Raw genomic sequence first — 17,995 nt, forward strand, 5'->3', positions numbered from 1 at the left:
CATGAGCACTCCCCACCATTCGGGTGATCACCATGGTGATCACCCCGCTCCGGAAACAGACCACACCCACCACCCGGATCATGCCAGCCACGAACACCACGCACATGCCGACACCCACGGCCAGGCGATGCCCCACGATCACCCGCACTCCGCCCTGGACGAAGACCACCACGTTCATGGTCACGGCGAACACGCCGGACACAGCACCGCAATGTTTCGGGACCGCTTCTGGTGGTCGCTGATTCTGTCCATTCCCGTCGTTATTTTCAGCCCCATGGTCGCCCAGCTGCTCGGCTACCAACTCCCGGCATTCCCCGGATCCACCTGGATCCCCCCGGTGCTGGGCACGATCATCTTCGTCTACGGCGGAACGCCTTTCCTCAAGGGCGGATGGAGAGAACTGAAATCCCGCCAACCCGGGATGATGCTCCTGATCGCCATGGCCATCACCGTGGCGTTTGTCGCCTCCTGGGTCACCACTCTGGGGCTGGGCGGTTTTGAGCTGGACTTCTGGTGGGAGCTGGCCCTGCTGGTGACCATCATGCTGCTGGGGCACTGGTTGGAGATGTCCGCTCTCGGGGCCGCGTCCTCCGCGCTTGACGCGCTGGCTGCCCTGCTGCCGGATGAGGCCGAGAAAGTCATCGACGGGACCACCCGCACCGTGGCCATCTCCGACCTGGTCGTCGACGACGTCGTGCTGGTGAGGGCCGGTGCCCGGGTGCCGGCCGACGGAACCATCCTCGACGGAGCCGCCGAATTCGATGAGGCGATGATCACCGGCGAATCCCGTCCCGTCTTCCGCGACACCGGTGACAAGGTGGTCGCCGGTACCGTGGCCACCGACAACACCGTCCGCATCCGGGTGGAGGCTACCGGCGGGGACACCGCCTTGGCCGGGATCCAACGCATGGTTGCCGACGCCCAGGAGTCCTCCTCCCGGGCCCAGGCCCTGGCGGATCGGGCGGCGGCGTTGTTGTTCTGGTTCGCGCTGATCTCCGCTCTGATCACCGCGGTGGTGTGGACCATTATCGGCAGCCCGGACGATGCCGTCGTGCGCACGGTCACAGTGCTGGTCATCGCCTGCCCGCATGCCCTGGGCCTGGCGATTCCGCTGGTCATTGCGATCTCCAGCGAGCGGGCCGCGAAATCCGGGGTGCTCATCAAGGACCGTATGGCGCTCGAGCGGATGCGCACCATCGACGTGGTGCTCTTCGACAAAACCGGCACCCTGACCGAGGGTGCGCACGCGGTCACCGGTGTCGCGGCAGCTGTCGGCGTCACCGAGGGAGAGCTGCTGGCCCTGGCCGCCGCCGCGGAGGCCGACAGTGAGCACCCCGTGGCCCGCGCCATCGTGGCGGCCGCGGCCGCCCATCCCGAGGCCTCCCGTCGGCAAATCCGTGCAACTGGTTTCAGCGCCGCCTCCGGCCGGGGGGTCCGGGCCACTGTCGATGGCGTTGAGATCCTCGTGGGCGGGCCGAACATGCTGCGCGAGTTCAACCTCACGACCCCGGCCGAGCTCACCGACACCACCAGCGCCTGGACCGGGCGTGGGGCCGGTGTGCTCCATATTGTCCGCGACGGTCAGATCATCGGTGCGGTGGCCGTTGAGGACAAGATCCGCCCCGAATCCCGCGCCGCCGTGAAAGCCCTGCAGGACCGCGGGGTGAAGGTCGCGATGATCACCGGCGACGCGCAGCAGGTGGCCCAGGCGGTTGGTCAGGACCTAGGCATTGATGAGGTCTTCGCCGAGGTCCTGCCCCAGGACAAAGACACCAAGGTCACGCAGCTGCAGGACCGGGGTTTGAGCGTGGCCATGGTCGGTGACGGTGTCAATGACGCCCCCGCTCTGACCCGCGCGGACGTCGGTATCGCCATCGGTGCCGGCACGGATGTGGCCATGGAATCTGCCGGGGTGGTCCTAGCCAGTGATGACCCGCGGGCAGTGCTGTCGATGATTGAGCTGTCCCAGGCCAGCTACCGCAAGATGATCCAGAACCTGATCTGGGCCTCTGGCTACAACATCCTCGCTGTGCCGCTGGCCGCCGGAGTGCTCGCCTCGATCGGGTTCGTGCTGTCCCCGGCCGTGGGCGCGATCTTGATGTCTGCCTCGACCATCGTGGTGGCCCTGAACGCCCAGCTGCTGCGCCGCATTGATCTGGATCCGGCTCACCTGGCTCCGGCCGAGTCGAAGGAGGAACACGCCACGCCTACTCCGGCATCCACCGCCGTCCACTGATCCACCACTTCTCTCCACTGCCCCCATATGACCCTGAAAGGTGCTGTTGCAAAGTTGGGGCAGTAGGAAGAGTGACGTGAAATAGTCACAGCCTTGGGTATTTTCTCTGGTCGTCATTTCCCCGTGGCATCATTCTGTGGGCAGTGCGGTGGTACTGCCGCTACGGGGTGAGCTACCGCGATCTGGAGGAAATGATGACTTCAGCGGGGCGTGCCGGTCGATCACACCACGATCTACCGCTGGGTCCAGAAATACGCCCGTGAGCTGGACAAGCAAATACGGTGGTCCCGGCAGGTACCTGACTGGCAGGCTAGTTCCTGGCGGGTGGATGAGACCTCTATCGGGCGATCACCGCCGGTGGCCAGACCCTGGACTTTTACCTCTCTTCGAAGCGGAACGTGGCCGCAGCGAAGCGCTTCCTGGCCAAGGCCGTCAGATCCAATGCGTCAGCCGGGTATCCCAGAGTGATCAACGCCGATAAAGCACCCTCACTAGCCAGGGCAATCGCCGAGTTGAAGTCAGAGGGAATCTGCCCGCCAACAGTGGAACACCGGCAGGTGAAATACCTCAACAACATCCTGGAAGGCGACCATGGTCGGCTGAAGCGGATCCTCGGGCCGAAAGGCGCGTTTAAGAACCGGACATCTGCATATCGGATGTTGAAAGGGATGGAGGCGATGCACTCATTGCGGAAAGGGCAAGGCGCGATGTTTGCCTACGGGCACCCGAACCCGGACGCGGTGATCGTCAACCGGATCTTCGAGACGGCCTAACAACGCCCACACGCAGCGGCCATCAGGGAATGAGAAACTGAGTCTGCGCTGCTCTCCGCCCAACATTGAAACAGCACCTTTTTATTTTCCTAGTCGCTGTTCTTTTGCTTAGTACGCAACATATCCATGCTCATCACAGCACCGAGGATGGCGGCGTGCTGCTGCTCGTTGAGTCCCGGCGTGATGCGCAGGCGGTACGTGTTTTTGCCCATGAAGAAATTACCCATGCCAGTCCATTCGTTAGAGACGTCAGCCAGTAGGCGATCTTCTGAAGTGATAGAAAGGTTCCAATCCCAGAAATCGCCGCGAATTTCGACGTCAGGAAAGCCCTCCATGGTCAAGTCCAATTTTGTCTTGAGCATGGAAAAGCGCTTGGTGATAACAGCCATGGGTTGCTCGATTCCCGGCAAGTGCACCTCGTAGGTATCCCGCAGAAAATTCGGCGGGTCCGAAATCGTCATGACCGTCTGTAGCGGGTTGCCTTCAGCATCCGTGATGGCAACCTCCAAGCTGCGGGAGGATTTCAGCACCATGTCTTTCAGGCTGGTGGACTGCAGGATGGTGCCCACAGGGGTGCCGTCTAGATCAGTGATCATGAACTGATCGTTGAGGAAGGACTTGGTCTGGGTAATTACGAGCTCATCTAGCGTGAACAAATTTTGCGTCATGCCAGCCACTTTAAGGCAGAGTGCGGATTTATTCTTCCTCCCTAGGGGTGGTTTTCTGCTGGCGCATGAGCTCTTGGGCCTCTTCATATGCTCGGGCGCGGTGGGCAGTCATGGTTTGGGCGAAGGTCTGCACCCAGTTCTTGTTCTTTTGCGCCAGCGGGCCGGAAGGCTCAGTGGTGGTCCAGGTGCCGTCCTCAAAAAGCCAGATGATGTCGCGCGTGTGTGGATCCATGACATAAAAGACGCGTCCATCGGTCTTTATGTTGTGGTGGTGCTGGCACAGGCAGGCGAGGTTTGAAGACGTGGTCGGCCCGCCGTCCGCGTGGTTGATGCGGTGATCCTTCTGGCAGGCAGATGCCGGGCGGTTGCAGCCGGGGTAGCGGCAGGTGCCATCGACGCCTTCCAGGTACGCAGTCATGGCGGCGGGAGTAACATAACCCTTGACCTCGTGGTTAGGGTCCATCTCCCGGATTTTGGTGTAGGGCAGCGCGTTGGAGCGCGCCGGGTCGAGCCAGCCCACGGACTCGATAAAGGCCGGGGAATTGGGTACGTCGGTGGCCTTGTAGGCGTTGAGGATGATCTCGGGGGCTTGGGTGCGGCCGGTGAGGAGCGCAACGGCGGCGTCGGCAAGCGAGCAATCTAGCTCCAGCGCGGTCTGCCGGATGCACTTATCGACGCTCGCGATAACCGCCGGGTCCGCACTTAAAGTCACCGCCGAGGTGTTATCGCCCCAGTTTTCCATGGTGTAGCGCGGCTGGGTAGGCCCCTGGGTGACGGCCAAGGTGTCATCGGCGAGGTTGATGAGCTCGTTGAGTTTGCGCTTGATCTGTGCCTGCGTGCGCATGGCCTGGTTCGGCCGGGTAGGGGTGAGGTAGGCGGTGAGCTGCTCATCGATGCGCGCCACTACCTCCGGTGTGGGGTTTCCCAAGCGGTTGAGGGATTTATTGATGGCAATAATGCGGTCGAGGTCTAAGTGATAGAGGCGGTGCTGCAGCGCCTGGAGCTCGGGCAGCTCCTCCAGGCGGTGCAGCGCCATGAGGATATGGCCGATCCGGCCTTCATTAACGCCGGTGGTGCGGTAGAGGGACTGGGTGACTAATTCGAAATCAGAGTCGAGATCCGGGACTTGGCTCACCCAGAACTCGTATTCCGCCTTTCGCATCTCAAAGGCTAAGCGTGTGGTGGGGTCGGTGGTGTTGGTCGTGGAAAAGTAGGGTTCTTCCATGGCGCATCGTACCTAAATTATCGTGTGAACTTGTGTACGATTCACACCTTATAACACCCCTCGGACACGAGCCTTTTTCTCCGCATTGAACCAGCTCAGGAGCTATATTCCGGATCCTTAGCGGGTAGGGAATTTTCGCTGCTTTGTGCCGCGTGTTTCTTGTTCTGCTTGCGCATGAATCGCAGGCCCCAGATAATAAGCGCCCACGTGATGAGGGCGATAACGAGGATGGTCGCCGGCCATTCACCCGCAATCATGGTCGCGCCATTGAACAAGGTATGCAGGGCGATAGCGGCCAGCCAGAATCCGGCCACCTGCCAGTAGCCGTGGCGCGCACCCGCATAGAGCTTGCCGACGCCCCACGCCGCAACCCCCGTATACAGCGCATGGCCAAAGGCGCCGGTGAAGATTCGCCCGGTACCGGTAATGAGTACGCCCCAGAGATCGCCATCCAGGTCATCGATGGCCGCGTTGAGGATGAACGGCACGTTTTCCATGGCATCGAAGCCCAGGCCTACCGCCATGCCGATCGCGGCGGCCTGGTACGGATGCCGCACGTTCCCAAAGGCCGCAATAATAATGACGACGCCAAGGAGCTTGATGGTTTCCTCCGGAAGCGGCGAGTAAAAGGCCCCGTCCAGGTAGGTGAGCCCCAGCTTGTCTGAAATCCCCACCATCTGGTCGTTGAGGCTTACCACTACCGGCTGGGCGAGCGCGCCCCATAGGATGCCCTGCCACATTGGCCGCGGCCTAAACCACCAGAATCCCAGTCCAAGCGTCAGGCCCGCACAGATGAGCGCGCCGAGGAGTCCGACCTCGGTAAAACGGCGATCAACAAAGAAAAAGCCGGAAACTACCAGGCCGAAAGCGATAGATAGCCAGTACAGATTCTTCATGCTTTTTCTACCTCCTGGGCAAGTTCTTCAGCCCGCGGTCCGTGCAAGGAGAGGAACGTGGTGAGGCCATCGCCCTCAATGCTGATGGCTACGAGGTCGCCATCGCTAAGCGTGCGCTTATCCCCGTCGCGGTCGATGTCTCCTTCCGGTATGGCCGTACCTTCCCCCATTGCCCGGAGGTAGCGTCGGGTGGCTTGGTCTTTGTCCTGTACGCCGACTTCTTTAGCGCGGATCTGGGTGCCGTCACAGTCCCAGCGTGGTTCACTGCTGGTGGAGCCATCTTCTTCCGTGCAGGATAATCCGGGGATGCGGGCCGAGCCGACCTGCACTTCAGACGTAGGGTTGTCATAAAAGTCTGGCAGGAGTGCATTGGTGCCATAGATGGCGCCAAATACCACGCCCGCCGCGAGGATGAGTGGTGTGCTTTTCATACACTCAACGCTAGGTATGCCCTGCTCATCGCGGTATCCTCCCCGGGGAGGATTAGGCCGACCACGGGGAGGATTTCTCCCCCATAAGTTCTGCCAAGCCCTGTGATAGGTTGGGTGCGTGTTTGAGGAGCTAGCGGAAGAAGCGGAAACAAAGGACGAGCCCGCCCGCGTGTGGTGGCAGTGGTGGGCGCCCATCGCCATGGCCGCGGTCTTTGTTGGCCTTCCGCCCGCGGTCTATCACCTAGTCTCCGGCGTAGTTCTGCTCATCCTCATGGCCGTGCTGACGGTGGTCATTGCTCTTGCCGACGGCGCCACTTTCCGCGCCTCCTGGACCAGCTTCTGTGTGGCAGGGTTGGCCTATTTTGCCGCCATGTCCCTGTACTTCAACGAGGGCACCTGGATATACCTCCCAGTATTCGTGTTCCTAGCGTGGGCCGCGAGCAGGCTGGGTGCCGTGGTGGGCTCTAAGGCAGGGAAGAGCTAATGGAGACGTGGCGCCTAGAGCACCCCGAAGTGGGCACCATCGAGGTGCAGCGTGGGTACGATGCCGAGTTCGCGGAGATGGGCGAGTGGCCGAAGAAGGCCAAGGATTTCACCCCGGTTCCAGGCGATGCTTCGCTGCCGGCGCGCGTCCAACTCTGGCGGAAAAATCCCAGCCCACGCCTGCAGATTGTGGTGAACGGTCAGGTACGCAGCCGCCATGAGCGGCCCCGCGCGGGCCGCTATTCGCTCAAGAAGAAGATTGAAAAAGACCTCACCCTTCTTGAGAATTCCGCCCCGCGCAGCAAACCTTATCTGGACATTCAGGCATCACCCTTTGGCGAGCTCCTGGACGTGTACTACCGCAATGGCGAGGAGGCAGTCGCCCTCGACCCGCCGGCCGGCTCCTTGGGGGAGAAGCGCCGCCACGCCATGGAGGAAAGTTCTTTCAAACGGGTGCTGTATCCGCTTCTAGGCGGGCTGGGAAAGTCCGGCTGGGCCATTGGCGTGATCGTGCTCGGCCCGATTATCAGCCGCATTTTGTCCCGGTTGCTTCCGGATTGGGAGCTGCCGGAGATTAACCTGCCGGATATCGCGCTCCCCGTACCGGAGTTTCCGCAGATAGAGCTGCCGGTGCCGAATTTCGACTTCAACATCGACATCGATCCGCCCGACTGGCTCGTATTCCTCATGGATTACAGCAAGGTGTGGGTACCGCTCATCATTGCCATCGTGGTGGGCATTCAGGCCGTGCGCAATGCCAAGAAATCAGAGGAAAAGAAACAGCAGTGGCAACAGGATGGCGCGTATGCTGACGGCCATGAAGATTCACGGCGCGATTGATACGGAGGGCCGGTGCAAGCATTGGCATTCGCCGCTGGATGTGGTGGCCAATAAGTGCGCCACCTGCGGGAAGTATTTTGCCTGCGCGCTGTGCCACGCCGAGCTCACTGAGCATGAGTTTGGGCCCATGCTTGTCGACGCCCCCTCGGTACTCTGCGGCGCCTGCCGCACCGAAATGAACTACCATGCCTACTCCGCTGCGCCTGCGTGTCCCCACTGTGGGCATAAATTTAATCCCGGCTGCAGTGCGCATGCCGGGATCTATTTTCAGCTAGACCGCTAAGCGGTCCGGCCAAGTGAGAATATTAGAAGGAAGACAGCTGCTGCAGCTGCTGGATCTGCGGGATCTGTGGCAGCTGGAACTGGGATACAGCGTTCTGGGCAATCTTGGCCGCGTCCGGGATGCGGAAGGTCTGGCCCAGGAAGGGGACATCGACAGTCGGCTGGCCAGGGATGGTGCCCAGCTCGATGACCTTGGCGTTCTTGGCTGGCGCCGGGGCAGGGGCCGGTGCCGGGGCCGGGGCCGGCGTTGGTGCGGGGGCATTGCCGCGCTGGCCGCCGGTGTTGACCGGCTTGCCCTGACCAGTGGTGCCGTTCAGGCCGCAGCGAGCAATGGCCTCATCCATGCGGCCGATGGCGCCGCGGACTTCGTTGCCGCGTGGGTGCACGGTGGCAACGGCCAGGGCCTGGGACTTCTTCTGGTTGTAGTCAGCGGAGTTGGTCCAGTACTGCTGTGCCTGGGAGCAGGAAATCTGGCCGGCAGGCATCTTGTCGAGGAGGTTATCAACGGCGTCGGCATGGGCAGCGGCAGGGGCGGCGAGGGTTACGGTCAGGGCGGTAGCTGCAGATAGCAGCGCGGACTTACGTGCAAAGCTCATGCCAGACATCTTGCCATAAATGTTACTCCTGTGACAGGCCTAGGAAGCGATTGACCAGGCTGCGGTAAGCGCGCACGGTGAGTTCGAGGTCTTCTAGGTAGAGGTGCTCGTCGTGGCTGTGCAGCTGCGAATTGGCACTGGCCATATCGCGGCCCTCGGCGTGCATGGCAAAGCCATAGGCATTGCCACCCTTGCGGCGGGCGAAGCGCAGGTCCGAGCCGCCGGTGGCGTGAACAGGGACAACGGCTTTGTCGGGGAAGAATTCCTTGGAGGTGGCCTCAATCGCCCGCCATAGCTCGGTATCGGTGGAGGATTGCGTGGCATCTTCAGTAATGAGGTGTTCGATTTCTACCTCATCGGCCATGTCCCCGAGCGCGCTGCGCAGGAAGTCATCCAGATCCTCCTGGGTCTGGCCGGGGAAGGGGCGCACGTCCATTTCCAGGTAAGCGTGCGAAGGCAGCACGTTGATGGCACCGCCAGCGCGCAGGACGGTCTCGGCGATGGTGGTATGGCTAAAGGCGTGGGCGTAGGCGTCGAGGTTGCCGAACTTGGAGTAGTCACCGGTGCCGTCGATAAGCTCTTGCTCGGTCTGGGGATCAAACTTGAAGGTGCGCACGAAGCCTTCCCAGATCTCATTGGAGGCCGTGGGCGGCTCAGCGGCGGCGATGCGGCGGGCCACCTCGCCGATCTTCACGATGGCAAAGTCCTTGCCATAAGGAGTGGAGCCATGGCCGGCATCGCCATGCACGTGCAGGCGGCGCTGGCCGGCGCCCTTTTCGCCCACGTTGAAGCCCACCGCGCCGGGCAGGTGGCTACCGCCGGTTTCAGACAAGCAGTTCTTCCACGAAAAGGCATCGGGGTGGTTCTCGGACATAAAGCGCACGCCGAGGCCGCCGCGGGCCTCTTCATCGGCCATGCCGACGAAGGCGAGGGTACCGCCCGTGTTACCGGCGCGGGCTACCTCGCGCGTGACGGCGGCCATGGTGGCGGTAATAAACAGCATGTCTACGGAACCGCGGCCGTAGAGCTTGCCGTCCTCGATAAGCGCCTCGAAAGGCGGCTTGGTCCACTTCGGCTCGTCCACGGGCACGACGTCCGTGTGGCCCATGAGGGTGAGCGGTTCCTGGTCCGGATCGCCGGGGACGGTCACCAGGATGGAGACGCGGCCCGGGTGGGACTCGAAGCGCTCAATCTGCACGTCTTCGCCCGCAAAGAATTTTTCCAGGCTATCCGCATTGCGCACCTCGTGGCCGGAGTCTGGCGTGAGGTCATTAACGCAGGCATTGCGGATAAGTTCTTGGAGGAGGGAGAGGGTGTCATCATAAAGCGTCATGCCCCCGAGGGTAGTTCCGTACAGATTTATATGTGGTTTTAACCAAAGTTGAACGCCGTTCAAGTAGGGTTTACCACCATGAGCATCGTTGACATCGCCCGTGAGAAAGCCCTAGAGCAAGGCAAAGGCCTCAACCAGGAAGAGTTGCTGCAGGTACTGCAGGTTCCGGATTCCCAGCTGGAGGAAATTGCCGATATTGCCCACCAGACCCGCCTGAAGTGGTGTGGCCCGGACGTATCGGTGGAAGGCATTATCTCCATTAAGACCGGCGGCTGCCCAGAAGATTGCCACTTCTGTTCCCAGTCCGGCCTTTTTGAGTCCCCGGTGCGCGCCGTGCGCCTGAACATTCCGGAACTGGTGGAGGCGGCACAGAAGACCGCCAAGTCCGGCGCCACCGAGTTCTGCATCGTCGCTGCGGTCAAGTCCCCGGACGATCGCTTGCTGGACCAGGTGGGCGAGGCGATTGCCGCGATTAATGACGCCGTCGACATCGAGATTTCTTGCTCGCTGGGCACCCTGACCCGCGAGCAGGCGCAGCGCCTGAAGGATATGGGCGCGCAGCGCTATAACCACAACCTGGAGACCTCCCGCTCCTTCTTCCCCAATGTGGTCACCACCCACACCTGGGAGGAGCGCAAGCAGACCCTCGACTACGTGCGCGAGGTGGGCATGGAGGTTTGCTGCGGCGGCATCATCGGCATGGGCGAGTCCCTGGAGCAGCGCGCCGAGTTTGCAGCGCAGCTGGCAGAGATTGACCCGTGCGAGGTACCGATGAACTTCCTTGACCCGCGCCCGGGCACCCCCTTCGCGGACCGCCCGCTGGTTCCCTTGGGAGAGGGCCTGCGCGCCGTGGCGGCATTCCGCCTGGCCATGCCGTCTACCACCTTGCGCTTTGCTGGTGGCCGCGAGCTTTCGCTTGGCGACGACGGCACTGAGCGCGGCCTGCTTGGCGGCATCAACGCCATTATCGCCGGCAACTACCTGACCACCCTGGGCCAGCAGATTGAAAAGGATGTGGACATGTTGCACCGCATCGACCTGCCGATTAAGGCCCTGTAGTGCCTGGTTTATCCGAGCCAACATCCGAATTGGCTGCCGCCGTGCTGGCTGGGGATGAGCCGATTTTCCATCCGAATACCGGCAAGCCGATCGAAGAGGTATTCACGCTGCACCCCGCGGCTGCAGCCGGCCTCGACGTGCCGCGCTACTGCCAGATCTGTGGCCGCCGCATGGTGGCCCAGGTGCGCCCCGATGGCTGGCACACTAAGTGCTCGCGCCACGGGGAGCTGGATTCGGAGTGGCTATACGTAGAGCACTTGCCCGAAAGCTAGCATCGGGGGCATGGATCCCGCCGTCTCCCTTGCCCACCAGTCTGCGCTGCGTTCGATCGCCCGAGTGGTCGAAGAATCGGCGCCGCATACGGAGGAAGGGAAGGCCTTAGGGGACGTCGTCAAGCAGCTGCGCGAGGGCCCCGTAATGGTGCTGACCGGGGCTGGGGTGTCCACGGACTCAGGCGTGCCGGACTATCGGGGACCGCGCGGCTCGCTCAGTAGGCACCGGCCGATGACCTATCAGGAATTTCGCCACGACCCGGCCGCGAGCCATAGGTATTGGGCCCGCAGCTTTGTGGGGTGGCGGGTCATGGATTCCGCGGTGCCGAATCGCACGCACTACGCGCTCGTGGAATTAGAGCGCGCCGGGCTGGTCAATGGTGTGGTCACGCAAAACGTGGATGGCCTGCATAAACAGGCGGGAACCGCGAACTTGGTGGCGCTGCATGGCGATATGGAAACCGTGGTGTGCTTGATGTGCGGGCACCGGGAGGCGCGGCCGCACTTCGACGCGCGCCTAGCTGCAGCGAACCCGGGGTACCTGGAACGCCTCGTGGTGGAAGCGGATCAGGTGAACCCGGACGGTGACGTGACGCTCGCTGAAGCAGACGTGGCAGCCTTCCGCATGGCAGGGTGCGAGCGCTGTGGTTCTGCATTGTTGAAGCCGGACGTCGTTTACTTTGGTGAGCCCGTGCCGGCGGAGCGCCGCGATGCTGCCTTTGCACTGCTGGGCCAGGCGCGTTCGCTCGTGGTGGCCGGCTCTTCGCTGGCGGTTATGAGTGGGTATCGCTTTGTGTTGGAGGCAAAGAAGCAGGGCAAGCGCGTGGCCGTTATCAATGGCGGGCCCGGCCGGGGTGATCAGAAAGTGGATACGCTGTGGCGCACGCAGGTAGGTCCCGCCTTCGATGCGCTGCTCGATGAGCTGGGGCTATAACTAGCGCGGGATGCTCTCCACCAGTTCCAAAATGGTGCGCACGATGGCGCGGACGCGCTTATCCATCGGCATATCCTCATGCATGACCATCGCGAGGCGGTCGAAGTCTTGGACATAAATATTGCGGACCGTGCCCTCTGTGACGCCGCGGGGGTCGAGGAAGCAGGTCTCGGGCGGGACAACGACGGCGTCGGACCGCGTGGCAATGCAGGTATAGCTCACGCCGGATTCCAGATCGCCGTCCCGGTTGGTTTCGCGCAGAGCCTCACTGCCGACGACCTGGTCCATGCCCGCCGGCCCAAACCAACCATCGATGACGGAGCGCATAACCGCCTCTTGGCGCGGGGTGCGAATGAGGCGGCTGACGATGCCGCCGTAGGTAGTTCCGTGATTCGGCGCGCTGATGCACATCAGATGGAGGACATGCTCGGCGCCGCCAATCATGCGCATCCAATAGCGGGCGAGGAGCCCGCCCTGCGAGTGGCCGATGAGGATGACCTTGTCCGCACCGGTGGCCATGCGCACGGTGCGGATATAGGCGTCGAGTTGCTCGGCGGATTCGGCCAGGGGTTGGGTGGCGCGGTGTCCGTAGTCAGGGGCGAAGACGGCCCAGCCGTCCTGGCGCAGTTCATTGCCGAGGATTTGCCATACGCCCTTGGTATCGCAGGTGCCGTGGATGAGGATGACCGGCCAGGGTCGCTCCGCAGTAGGACGCGCGCCCCAGTCATCTTCGAAGACGCCGCGCGGTTTGATGCGCGCGCCAAGGGGCAGGGTGGCGGCGGCATCAGCATCGAGCGCGGTATCGCCTGGGCTGGTCTTGCCCTTCTGGGCTTTGATGAGGTCCGCGATTTCGGCCGCGACCTCCTCGCGCAGTGCCGTGGCCTCGGCAGGGGAGGCGACGCCGCGACGCGGGGAATCGGTCAATTCCTTCTCGTTGGCACGCCAGAATTTGCGGAGTTGTTCGGAAATAGTGGATTTCAACTCAGCCATGGTTCCGGATTGTACTCGTTATTGCAGGTTAACTGCGCTTTTGCCAGGGGTGAAGAAATTTATGGGCAAACCCTTGACCATCCTACGAAAGGTTTATAAACTTAGGCTTGCCTAATCACGGGCGGTGCTTGCAGGAGGGTGCGCTCCATTCCCTCCTTGGGTACCGAGAGATTAGTCATGGGGAGAAGGCCCGCCGATGTGCTGTCGGCGGGCCTTCGTTGTGGATAAAGGGCGGTTCCCGGCCTGAAGAAAAGGTGGCGCAAAAGGGGTGTAAAGGAAATATAAAAATTGCGAGCGAGAGGCGTAAAGATAGCGCAAAGATTGCCTAGGGCAGCGGGGGTGTGGTCCTAACGTTTGTGCGTAGCAGGTGCTGCCTTGGTACCGGCACCTGGCAGGCATATCTGTCAGGCACAGGAAAGTTTCACTCGCACAAGGGGGTTTCCCACATGTTAGACATCGTGGCAATCCTGATAGCCATCCTGACGGTTGGCTGTCCCTCCGTCCTCAACGAGCTTCTGGACGGTGATGCATAACCATGAACACCATTACAGCGGTCATTGGCCTCGTCATTGTTGTGGCCTTGGTGACCTACCTCATCATTTCCTTAGTTGATCCGGAGCGTTTCGCATGATCGCCGGCATTGGGGCGGTGTTACCGCAGTTCCTCGCCCTCGTCGTCTTGCTCGCGGCGGCATATGTTCCTTTGGGCAATTGGATCGCACGCAGCTACACCTCTGACAAGGACTGGGCGATAGAGCGTGCGGTGTATAAGGTCCTGCGCGTTGACCCAAACCGCGGGCATAACAGCAAGAATTACAGCCGTGCATTGCTTGGTTTCAGCTTGGCATCCGTACTCGTTCTTTACGCGGTGCAGCGCCTACAAACCGTTGTGCCTAGCTTTGGCAATTCCCGCTCCGCAGCGGTGGAACCGTGGATGGCGTTTAATACCGCGGCGTCATTCGTGTCCAATACCAACTGGCAGTCCTATTCGGGCGAAGAAACCCTGAGCAATGGTGCGCAGATGCTTGGCCTGACCGTCCAGAACTTCGCCTCCGCGGCTGTCGGCATGTGTGTGGCGGTTGCGCTCATTCGCGGTATCGGTCACTTGGGATATAGCCGAGACAAGCTGGGCTCTGAGAGTGGGCAGCACCTCATCGGAAATTTCTGGGTTGACCTCACCCGCGGTTTGGTGCGCATTCTTTTGCCGCTTTCTCTATTGATTTCCTTCGTCCTCATCTTGGGCGGAACCATGCAAACCTTCGGGTCCAACCTGGTGAGCTCCGCGGGCGTGGATATTCCGCGCGCTCCGGTGGCTAGCCAGGAAGCAATTAAATTGCTGGGAACCAATGGTGGTGGCATCTTCGGTGCCAACTCGGCGCACCCTTTTGAGAACCCCACTGGTTTTACCAACCTGGTAGAAATCTTTTCTTTGCTGGTTATCTCTTTCTGCTTTATCCGTGCCTACGGAGTAATGCTGAAATCCCAAAAGCATGCATGGACCCTGCTTGGCGTCATCGGCGGCATTTGGACCGTAATGGTTGCTTTGGTGGTATGGGCGCAGCACACTACCACCGGTGCGGCAGCCCAAGCCGCGGGCGGCAACTTGGAGGGCATCGAACAGCGCCTAGGTATTGACGCTTCCGCACTCTTTGCGGTGTCTACCACGGGCACTTCTACCGGTGCGGTCGATTCGATGCACGATAGCTATTCACCATTGGGTGGCGGCTTGTTGATCCTCAATATGCTCCTGGGCGAAATTGCACCGGGCGGCGTGGGCACTGGCCTCTACGGTCTGCTGATGGTGGCAATCCTCGCCGTCTTTATCGGCGGCCTGCTCGTGGGGCGCACACCGGAGTTCATGGGCAATAAGGTCGGCCGCAAGGAAATCTCCGCGGTGAGCCTGTACATCCTCACCATGCCGGTCCTCGTCCTGGTAGGCGTGGGCGCATCGGTGGCTCAGCGCAAGCTGGTAGAGCTTTCCGCGACCAACTACGGCGCGCCGGGAACCCCGGATAACGCGCACGGTCTCTCCGAGGTGCTTTATGCCTTTACCTCGGCGTCGAATAATAACGGCTCGGCCTTCGCGGGCCTGACGGTAACCGAGCCCTGGTGGCAAGTCACCCTCGGTATCGCCATGCTGCTGGGCCGCTTCCTCCCCATCGTTTTCACCCTGTACTTGGCGGGCAGCCTAGCCGGTCAACGCCGGCAGGCCACTACCGCTGGCAGCTTGCCGACGTCCGGCGTGACCTTCGCGCTGCTTACCATCGGCGTCATTGTGTTGGTCGCCGCCCTTACCTTCTTCCCCGTTCTTACCTTGGGTCCCATTTCGGAGGCACTCTCATGACAACACCAACTATGACCACTGAGCAACGCACTCCTCAGCGCCCTGCCACCAAAAACAGTGGGTTGGCTGCGGCAGCGTTAAAGTCGTTGCCGCACAAGATGTCCCCACTCGCCCAAGCCCGCAACCCCGTCATGTTCGTGGTGTGGGTAGGTGCCGCGCTGACTACCCTGTGGTCCATCTTTAGCCCCAGCGTTTATGGCTGGGTGGTAACCGTATGGTTGTGGTTTACCATTGCGTTCGCCGCGTTTGCTGAGGCATATGCCGAAGGCCGCGGTAAAGCCCAAGCGGATAGCTTGCGCGCCGTGCGCGATGACGCCACCGCGAACCTAGTCACCGATGGCGGCATCGAGGTCATTGCCGCTTCTGAGCTCACCAAGGGCGCCATCGTGCGCGTGGAGGCCGGAGAAACTATCCCGGGTGACGGCGACGTCATTGAAGGCGCGGCAACCGTCGATGAATCTGCCATTACCGGCGAGTCTGCTCCCGTGGTTCGCGAGGCCGGTGGCGATCGCTGTGCTGTAACCGGCGGAACCGTGGTCCTGTCTGATTCCATCTTGGTACAGATCACCTCGGAGCCGGGAGCAACCTTCGTCGATACGATGATTGCCTTGGTGGAGGGGGCGGAGCGACGCAAGACCCCGAATGAGATAGCGCTGAGCATCCTCCTGTCTACCCTGACTATCCTCTTCCTCATTGCGGTTACCGCACTGGCCCCAATGGGGTTGTTTACCGGCGCGGAGCTCTCCCCGCTCTCGCTGGTGGCCCTGTTGGTCTGCCTCATCCCAACCACCATCGCTGCCCTGCTATCCGCGGTGGGAATCGCGGGAATGAACCGGCTAGTACACCACAATGTTCTGGCTACGTCCGGACGCGCGGTAGAGGCGGCGGGCGACGTAGCGACCCTACTCATGGATAAAACCGGCACCATCACCTATGGCAACCGGCAGGCCACCGGGCTTATCGTTGCGCGCGGTGTCGATGAGCAGGAAGCTGCGGAGATAGCCCGCGTTGCTTCGGTTGCCGATGAGACCCCAGAGGGTCGCTCCATCGTGTCGTGGTTGACCGAAAATTACCACCTTTCTGCCGCAGCAGGAGAGGAAGAAAAGACCGCCGAGGTCATTCCATTTAGCGCTTCTACCCGCATGTCTGGGCTTGATCTCAAAGGCCGAAAACTACGTAAGGGTGCCGGTGATGCTGTGCGCCGGTGGGTAACTGAGGCGGGTGGCGACTGGCCGCAAGAAATTGAAGACTCCGTGACCCAGATTGCAGAAGGTGGTGGAACCCCGCTGCCCGTTGCTGTGGAAGAATCCGATGGCACCCGCAGGGTTATTGCGGTGGTGCAGCTCAGTGACGTCGTCAAGCCGGGCATGGCGGAGCGCTTCGCCGAACTGCGCCAGATGGGCATCAAAACCATCATGGTGACCGGCGATAACCCGTTGACGGCAGCGGCCATTGCGAAAGAGGCAGGCGTCGATGATTACATCGCGGAGGCCACCCCAGAAGACAAGCTGGCCAGGATCCGCGAGGAACAGGCGCACGGCCGCATGGTTGCTATGACCGGTGACGGTACCAACGATGCGCCGGCGCTGGCGCAGGCGGACGTGGGTGTGGCCATGAATACTGGTACCTCTGCAGCGAAGGAAGCCGCCAACATGGTGGACTTGGATTCTGATCCGACCAAGCTTATCGATGTCGTGCGCATTGGCAAGCAGTTGCTCATCACCCGTGGGGCGCTTACCACCTTCTCTTTGGCCAATGACTTAGCGAAGTACTTCGCCATTTTGCCGGCTTTGTTTTCTACCCAGCTTCCGCACCTTGAGCGCCTCAACGTGATGCACCTGCACTCGCCGCAATCCGCCATTGTGTCTGCAGTCGTATTCAACGCGCTCATCATCGTTGCTCTTATCCCATTGGCGCTCAAGGGCGTGGCCTATAAGCCGGCCTCTGCTTCGTCCCTGCTCCGCCGTAACCTGGGCATCTGGGGCCTGGGCGGCGTGATCACCCCATTCCTAGGCATCTGGCTCATTGACCAGGTAGTCAACCTGCTTCCAGGTATATAGAAAAAGAAGGACCAAAAATGCGTGTCTATTTTCGTAACCTCGCCGCTGGATTCGTAGCCGTACTATTGTGCGTTGTCGCACTAGGAATGATCTATCCCGCTGCCGTGTGGGGAATCTCCCGCATCAAGCCGGACTCCGCCGAGGGCAACCTCATTTACCAAGGTGAGTGCCTAGCTGGCTCGACCCAGCTCCAAGATGGCCAGACCGAAGGCCCGTACTTCTTCCCCCGTTCCGAAGGCATGAGCAATTACGGCGCTAGTAGCTCCGAGCTAGAAAAAGCCGTGCAGGAGCGGCGCGGGGACATCGCCAAGCGCGAAGGCGCCGCCCCAGAAGATGTTCCCACCGATGCGGTAACCGGTTCCGGCTCTGGTGTCGACTCTGGCATTAGCCCTGCGTACGCTGAACTACAGGCTCCGCGTGTCGCACGAGAGCAGGGGATGAGCACCGAAGAGGTGCGAAGCCTCATCGAGGACAACACGGAGCATGCCAGCCTCGGGTTCCTGGGCGAAGACGCAGTCAACGTCACTACTCTCAACCGAGCGCTGCCCAATCCCCCGTCCTGCTCATAAGATGA

The 17,995-nt window shown here is 61.3% G+C and carries 18 protein-coding genes and 1 pseudogene; 12 read left to right on the forward strand and 7 right to left on the reverse strand.

Going from position 1 to position 17,995, the window contains the following annotated elements; all coding sequences use genetic code 11:
- Position 1 precedes the first annotated feature (1 nt).
- Together RAE09_RS07605 and RAE09_RS07610 are read left to right on the forward strand one after the other, a co-directional pair.
- Positions 2 to 2,236, forward strand: a complete 2,235-nt coding sequence (locus RAE09_RS07605; protein ID WP_316981368.1) for a copper-translocating P-type ATPase — start codon at positions 2 to 4, stop codon at positions 2,234 to 2,236.
- A gap of 93 nt (positions 2,237 to 2,329) precedes the next feature.
- Positions 2,330 to 3,009, forward strand: a pseudogene (locus RAE09_RS07610) (IS6 family transposase).
- Between the two features lie 89 nt (positions 3,010 to 3,098).
- Here RAE09_RS07610 and RAE09_RS07615 read toward each other — a convergent pair.
- From RAE09_RS07615 to RAE09_RS07630, 4 genes are all read right to left on the reverse strand, one after another.
- Positions 3,099 to 3,677 carry an LURP-one-related/scramblase family protein gene (locus tag RAE09_RS07615; protein WP_316981369.1) on the reverse strand — a complete coding sequence of 193 codons (579 nt, stop codon included), beginning with the start codon at positions 3,675 to 3,677 and terminating at the stop codon, positions 3,099 to 3,101.
- Positions 3,678 to 3,705: 28 nt separating this feature from the next.
- Positions 3,706 to 4,902: an HNH endonuclease signature motif containing protein gene (locus RAE09_RS07620; protein ID WP_316981370.1), complete on the reverse strand. Its 1,197-nt coding sequence runs from the start codon at positions 4,900 to 4,902 to the stop codon at positions 3,706 to 3,708.
- 95 nt (positions 4,903 to 4,997) lie between these two features.
- Positions 4,998 to 5,798: a PrsW family intramembrane metalloprotease gene (locus RAE09_RS07625; RefSeq protein WP_316981371.1), complete on the reverse strand. Its 801-nt coding sequence runs from the start codon at positions 5,796 to 5,798 to the stop codon at positions 4,998 to 5,000.
- Complete coding sequence (locus RAE09_RS07630) at positions 5,795 to 6,229, reverse strand: hypothetical protein (protein ID WP_179387217.1); 435 nt, start codon at positions 6,227 to 6,229, stop codon at positions 5,795 to 5,797. The genes RAE09_RS07625 and RAE09_RS07630 overlap by 4 nt, the downstream gene beginning before the upstream one ends.
- A 118-nt stretch (positions 6,230 to 6,347) precedes the next feature.
- Between RAE09_RS07630 and RAE09_RS07635 the strand changes: the two genes are divergently transcribed.
- The 3 genes from RAE09_RS07635 to RAE09_RS07645 are packed head-to-tail and all read left to right on the forward strand — an operon-like array spanning position 6,348 to position 7,835.
- Positions 6,348 to 6,713: a heme transporter gene (locus RAE09_RS07635; RefSeq protein WP_316981372.1), complete on the forward strand. Its 366-nt coding sequence runs from the start codon at positions 6,348 to 6,350 to the stop codon at positions 6,711 to 6,713.
- Positions 6,713 to 7,552: a hypothetical protein gene (locus RAE09_RS07640; RefSeq protein WP_316981373.1), complete on the forward strand. Its 840-nt coding sequence runs from the start codon at positions 6,713 to 6,715 to the stop codon at positions 7,550 to 7,552. The genes RAE09_RS07635 and RAE09_RS07640 overlap by 1 nt, the downstream gene beginning before the upstream one ends.
- Positions 7,530 to 7,835: a CHY zinc finger protein gene (locus RAE09_RS07645; protein WP_005326308.1), complete on the forward strand. Its 306-nt coding sequence runs from the start codon at positions 7,530 to 7,532 to the stop codon at positions 7,833 to 7,835. The genes RAE09_RS07640 and RAE09_RS07645 overlap by 23 nt, the downstream gene beginning before the upstream one ends.
- A gap of 22 nt (positions 7,836 to 7,857) precedes the next feature.
- Here the strand turns inward: RAE09_RS07645 and RAE09_RS07650 are convergent, their stop codons facing one another.
- A complete protein-coding gene (locus RAE09_RS07650; RefSeq protein WP_316981374.1) occupies positions 7,858 to 8,430 on the reverse strand; it encodes a hypothetical protein in 573 nt (190 codons plus the stop codon).
- A gap of 22 nt (positions 8,431 to 8,452) precedes the next feature.
- Positions 8,453 to 9,763, reverse strand: a complete 1,311-nt coding sequence (locus tag RAE09_RS07655; protein WP_316981375.1) for a M20/M25/M40 family metallo-hydrolase — start codon at positions 9,761 to 9,763, stop codon at positions 8,453 to 8,455.
- Positions 9,764 to 9,841: 78 nt separating this feature from the next.
- Between RAE09_RS07655 and bioB the strand changes: the two genes are divergently transcribed.
- From bioB to RAE09_RS07670, 3 genes are read left to right on the forward strand one after another with little or no spacing between them, the layout of a single operon-like run.
- Positions 9,842 to 10,822 carry a biotin synthase BioB gene (gene bioB, locus RAE09_RS07660; RefSeq protein ID WP_005326317.1) on the forward strand — a complete coding sequence of 327 codons (981 nt, stop codon included), beginning with the start codon at positions 9,842 to 9,844 and terminating at the stop codon, positions 10,820 to 10,822.
- Positions 10,822 to 11,094, forward strand: coding sequence for a biotin synthase auxiliary protein BsaP (bsaP, locus tag RAE09_RS07665; RefSeq protein WP_150850254.1), 273 nt, complete (start codon positions 10,822 to 10,824; stop codon positions 11,092 to 11,094). Before bioB ends, bsaP begins: the two co-directional genes overlap by 1 nt.
- A gap of 10 nt (positions 11,095 to 11,104) precedes the next feature.
- Positions 11,105 to 12,028, forward strand: coding sequence for a Sir2 family NAD-dependent protein deacetylase (locus tag RAE09_RS07670; RefSeq protein ID WP_316981376.1), 924 nt, complete (start codon positions 11,105 to 11,107; stop codon positions 12,026 to 12,028).
- Here the strand turns inward: RAE09_RS07670 and RAE09_RS07675 are convergent, their stop codons facing one another.
- Entirely contained in the window at positions 12,029 to 13,018 is a 990-nt protein-coding gene (locus RAE09_RS07675; RefSeq protein ID WP_200436189.1) for a lipase family alpha/beta hydrolase, read from the reverse strand.
- Between the two features lie 535 nt (positions 13,019 to 13,553).
- Here RAE09_RS07675 and kdpF point away from each other — a divergent pair.
- Genes kdpF through RAE09_RS07695 form a run of 4 tightly spaced genes read left to right on the forward strand, consistent with a single transcriptional unit; the run spans position 13,554 to position 17,990 of the window.
- Complete coding sequence (gene kdpF / locus RAE09_RS07680; protein ID WP_005328272.1) at positions 13,554 to 13,649, forward strand: K(+)-transporting ATPase subunit F; 96 nt, start codon at positions 13,554 to 13,556, stop codon at positions 13,647 to 13,649.
- Positions 13,646 to 15,361 carry a potassium-transporting ATPase subunit KdpA gene (kdpA, locus tag RAE09_RS07685; protein ID WP_316981377.1) on the forward strand — a complete coding sequence of 572 codons (1,716 nt, stop codon included), beginning with the start codon at positions 13,646 to 13,648 and terminating at the stop codon, positions 15,359 to 15,361. The genes kdpF and kdpA overlap by 4 nt, the downstream gene beginning before the upstream one ends.
- On the forward strand, positions 15,358 to 17,421 hold the full coding sequence (gene kdpB / locus RAE09_RS07690) for a potassium-transporting ATPase subunit KdpB (protein ID WP_316981378.1): 2,064 nt from the start codon (positions 15,358 to 15,360) through the stop codon (positions 17,419 to 17,421). Before kdpA ends, kdpB begins: the two co-directional genes overlap by 4 nt.
- A 17-nt stretch (positions 17,422 to 17,438) precedes the next feature.
- Positions 17,439 to 17,990 carry a potassium-transporting ATPase subunit C gene (locus RAE09_RS07695; RefSeq protein ID WP_049358996.1) on the forward strand — a complete coding sequence of 184 codons (552 nt, stop codon included), beginning with the start codon at positions 17,439 to 17,441 and terminating at the stop codon, positions 17,988 to 17,990.
- The last annotated feature ends 5 nt before the right edge of the window (positions 17,991 to 17,995 follow it).

The organism is Corynebacterium tuberculostearicum, from assembly GCF_032821615.1.
Lineage (GTDB): Bacteria > Actinomycetota > Actinomycetes > Mycobacteriales > Mycobacteriaceae > Corynebacterium > Corynebacterium tuberculostearicum_H.

What these genes read in the sequence shown, in the direction of transcription:
- RAE09_RS07605 (WP_316981368.1), top strand. Translation starts at nt 2, where the DNA reads ATGAGCACTCCCCACCATTCGGGTGATCACCATGGTGATCACCCCGCT.
- RAE09_RS07615 (WP_316981369.1), bottom strand. Translation starts at nt 3,677, where the DNA reads ATGACGCAAAATTTGTTCACGCTAGATGAGCTCGTAATTACCCAGACC.
- RAE09_RS07620 (WP_316981370.1), bottom strand. Translation starts at nt 4,902, where the DNA reads ATGGAAGAACCCTACTTTTCCACGACCAACACCACCGACCCCACCACA.
- RAE09_RS07625 (WP_316981371.1), bottom strand. Translation starts at nt 5,798, where the DNA reads ATGAAGAATCTGTACTGGCTATCTATCGCTTTCGGCCTGGTAGTTTCC.
- RAE09_RS07630 (WP_179387217.1), bottom strand. Translation starts at nt 6,229, where the DNA reads ATGAAAAGCACACCACTCATCCTCGCGGCGGGCGTGGTATTTGGCGCC.
- RAE09_RS07640 (WP_316981373.1), top strand. Translation starts at nt 6,713, where the DNA reads ATGGAGACGTGGCGCCTAGAGCACCCCGAAGTGGGCACCATCGAGGTG.
- RAE09_RS07645 (WP_005326308.1), top strand. Translation starts at nt 7,530, where the DNA reads ATGAAGATTCACGGCGCGATTGATACGGAGGGCCGGTGCAAGCATTGG.
- RAE09_RS07650 (WP_316981374.1), bottom strand. Translation starts at nt 8,430, where the DNA reads ATGAGCTTTGCACGTAAGTCCGCGCTGCTATCTGCAGCTACCGCCCTG.
- RAE09_RS07655 (WP_316981375.1), bottom strand. Translation starts at nt 9,763, where the DNA reads ATGACGCTTTATGATGACACCCTCTCCCTCCTCCAAGAACTTATCCGC.
- bioB (WP_005326317.1), top strand. Translation starts at nt 9,842, where the DNA reads ATGAGCATCGTTGACATCGCCCGTGAGAAAGCCCTAGAGCAAGGCAAA.
- RAE09_RS07670 (WP_316981376.1), top strand. Translation starts at nt 11,105, where the DNA reads ATGGATCCCGCCGTCTCCCTTGCCCACCAGTCTGCGCTGCGTTCGATC.
- RAE09_RS07675 (WP_200436189.1), bottom strand. Translation starts at nt 13,018, where the DNA reads ATGGCTGAGTTGAAATCCACTATTTCCGAACAACTCCGCAAATTCTGG.
- kdpF (WP_005328272.1), top strand. Translation starts at nt 13,554, where the DNA reads ATGAACACCATTACAGCGGTCATTGGCCTCGTCATTGTTGTGGCCTTG.
- kdpA (WP_316981377.1), top strand. Translation starts at nt 13,646, where the DNA reads ATGATCGCCGGCATTGGGGCGGTGTTACCGCAGTTCCTCGCCCTCGTC.
- kdpB (WP_316981378.1), top strand. Translation starts at nt 15,358, where the DNA reads ATGACAACACCAACTATGACCACTGAGCAACGCACTCCTCAGCGCCCT.
- RAE09_RS07695 (WP_049358996.1), top strand. Translation starts at nt 17,439, where the DNA reads ATGCGTGTCTATTTTCGTAACCTCGCCGCTGGATTCGTAGCCGTACTA.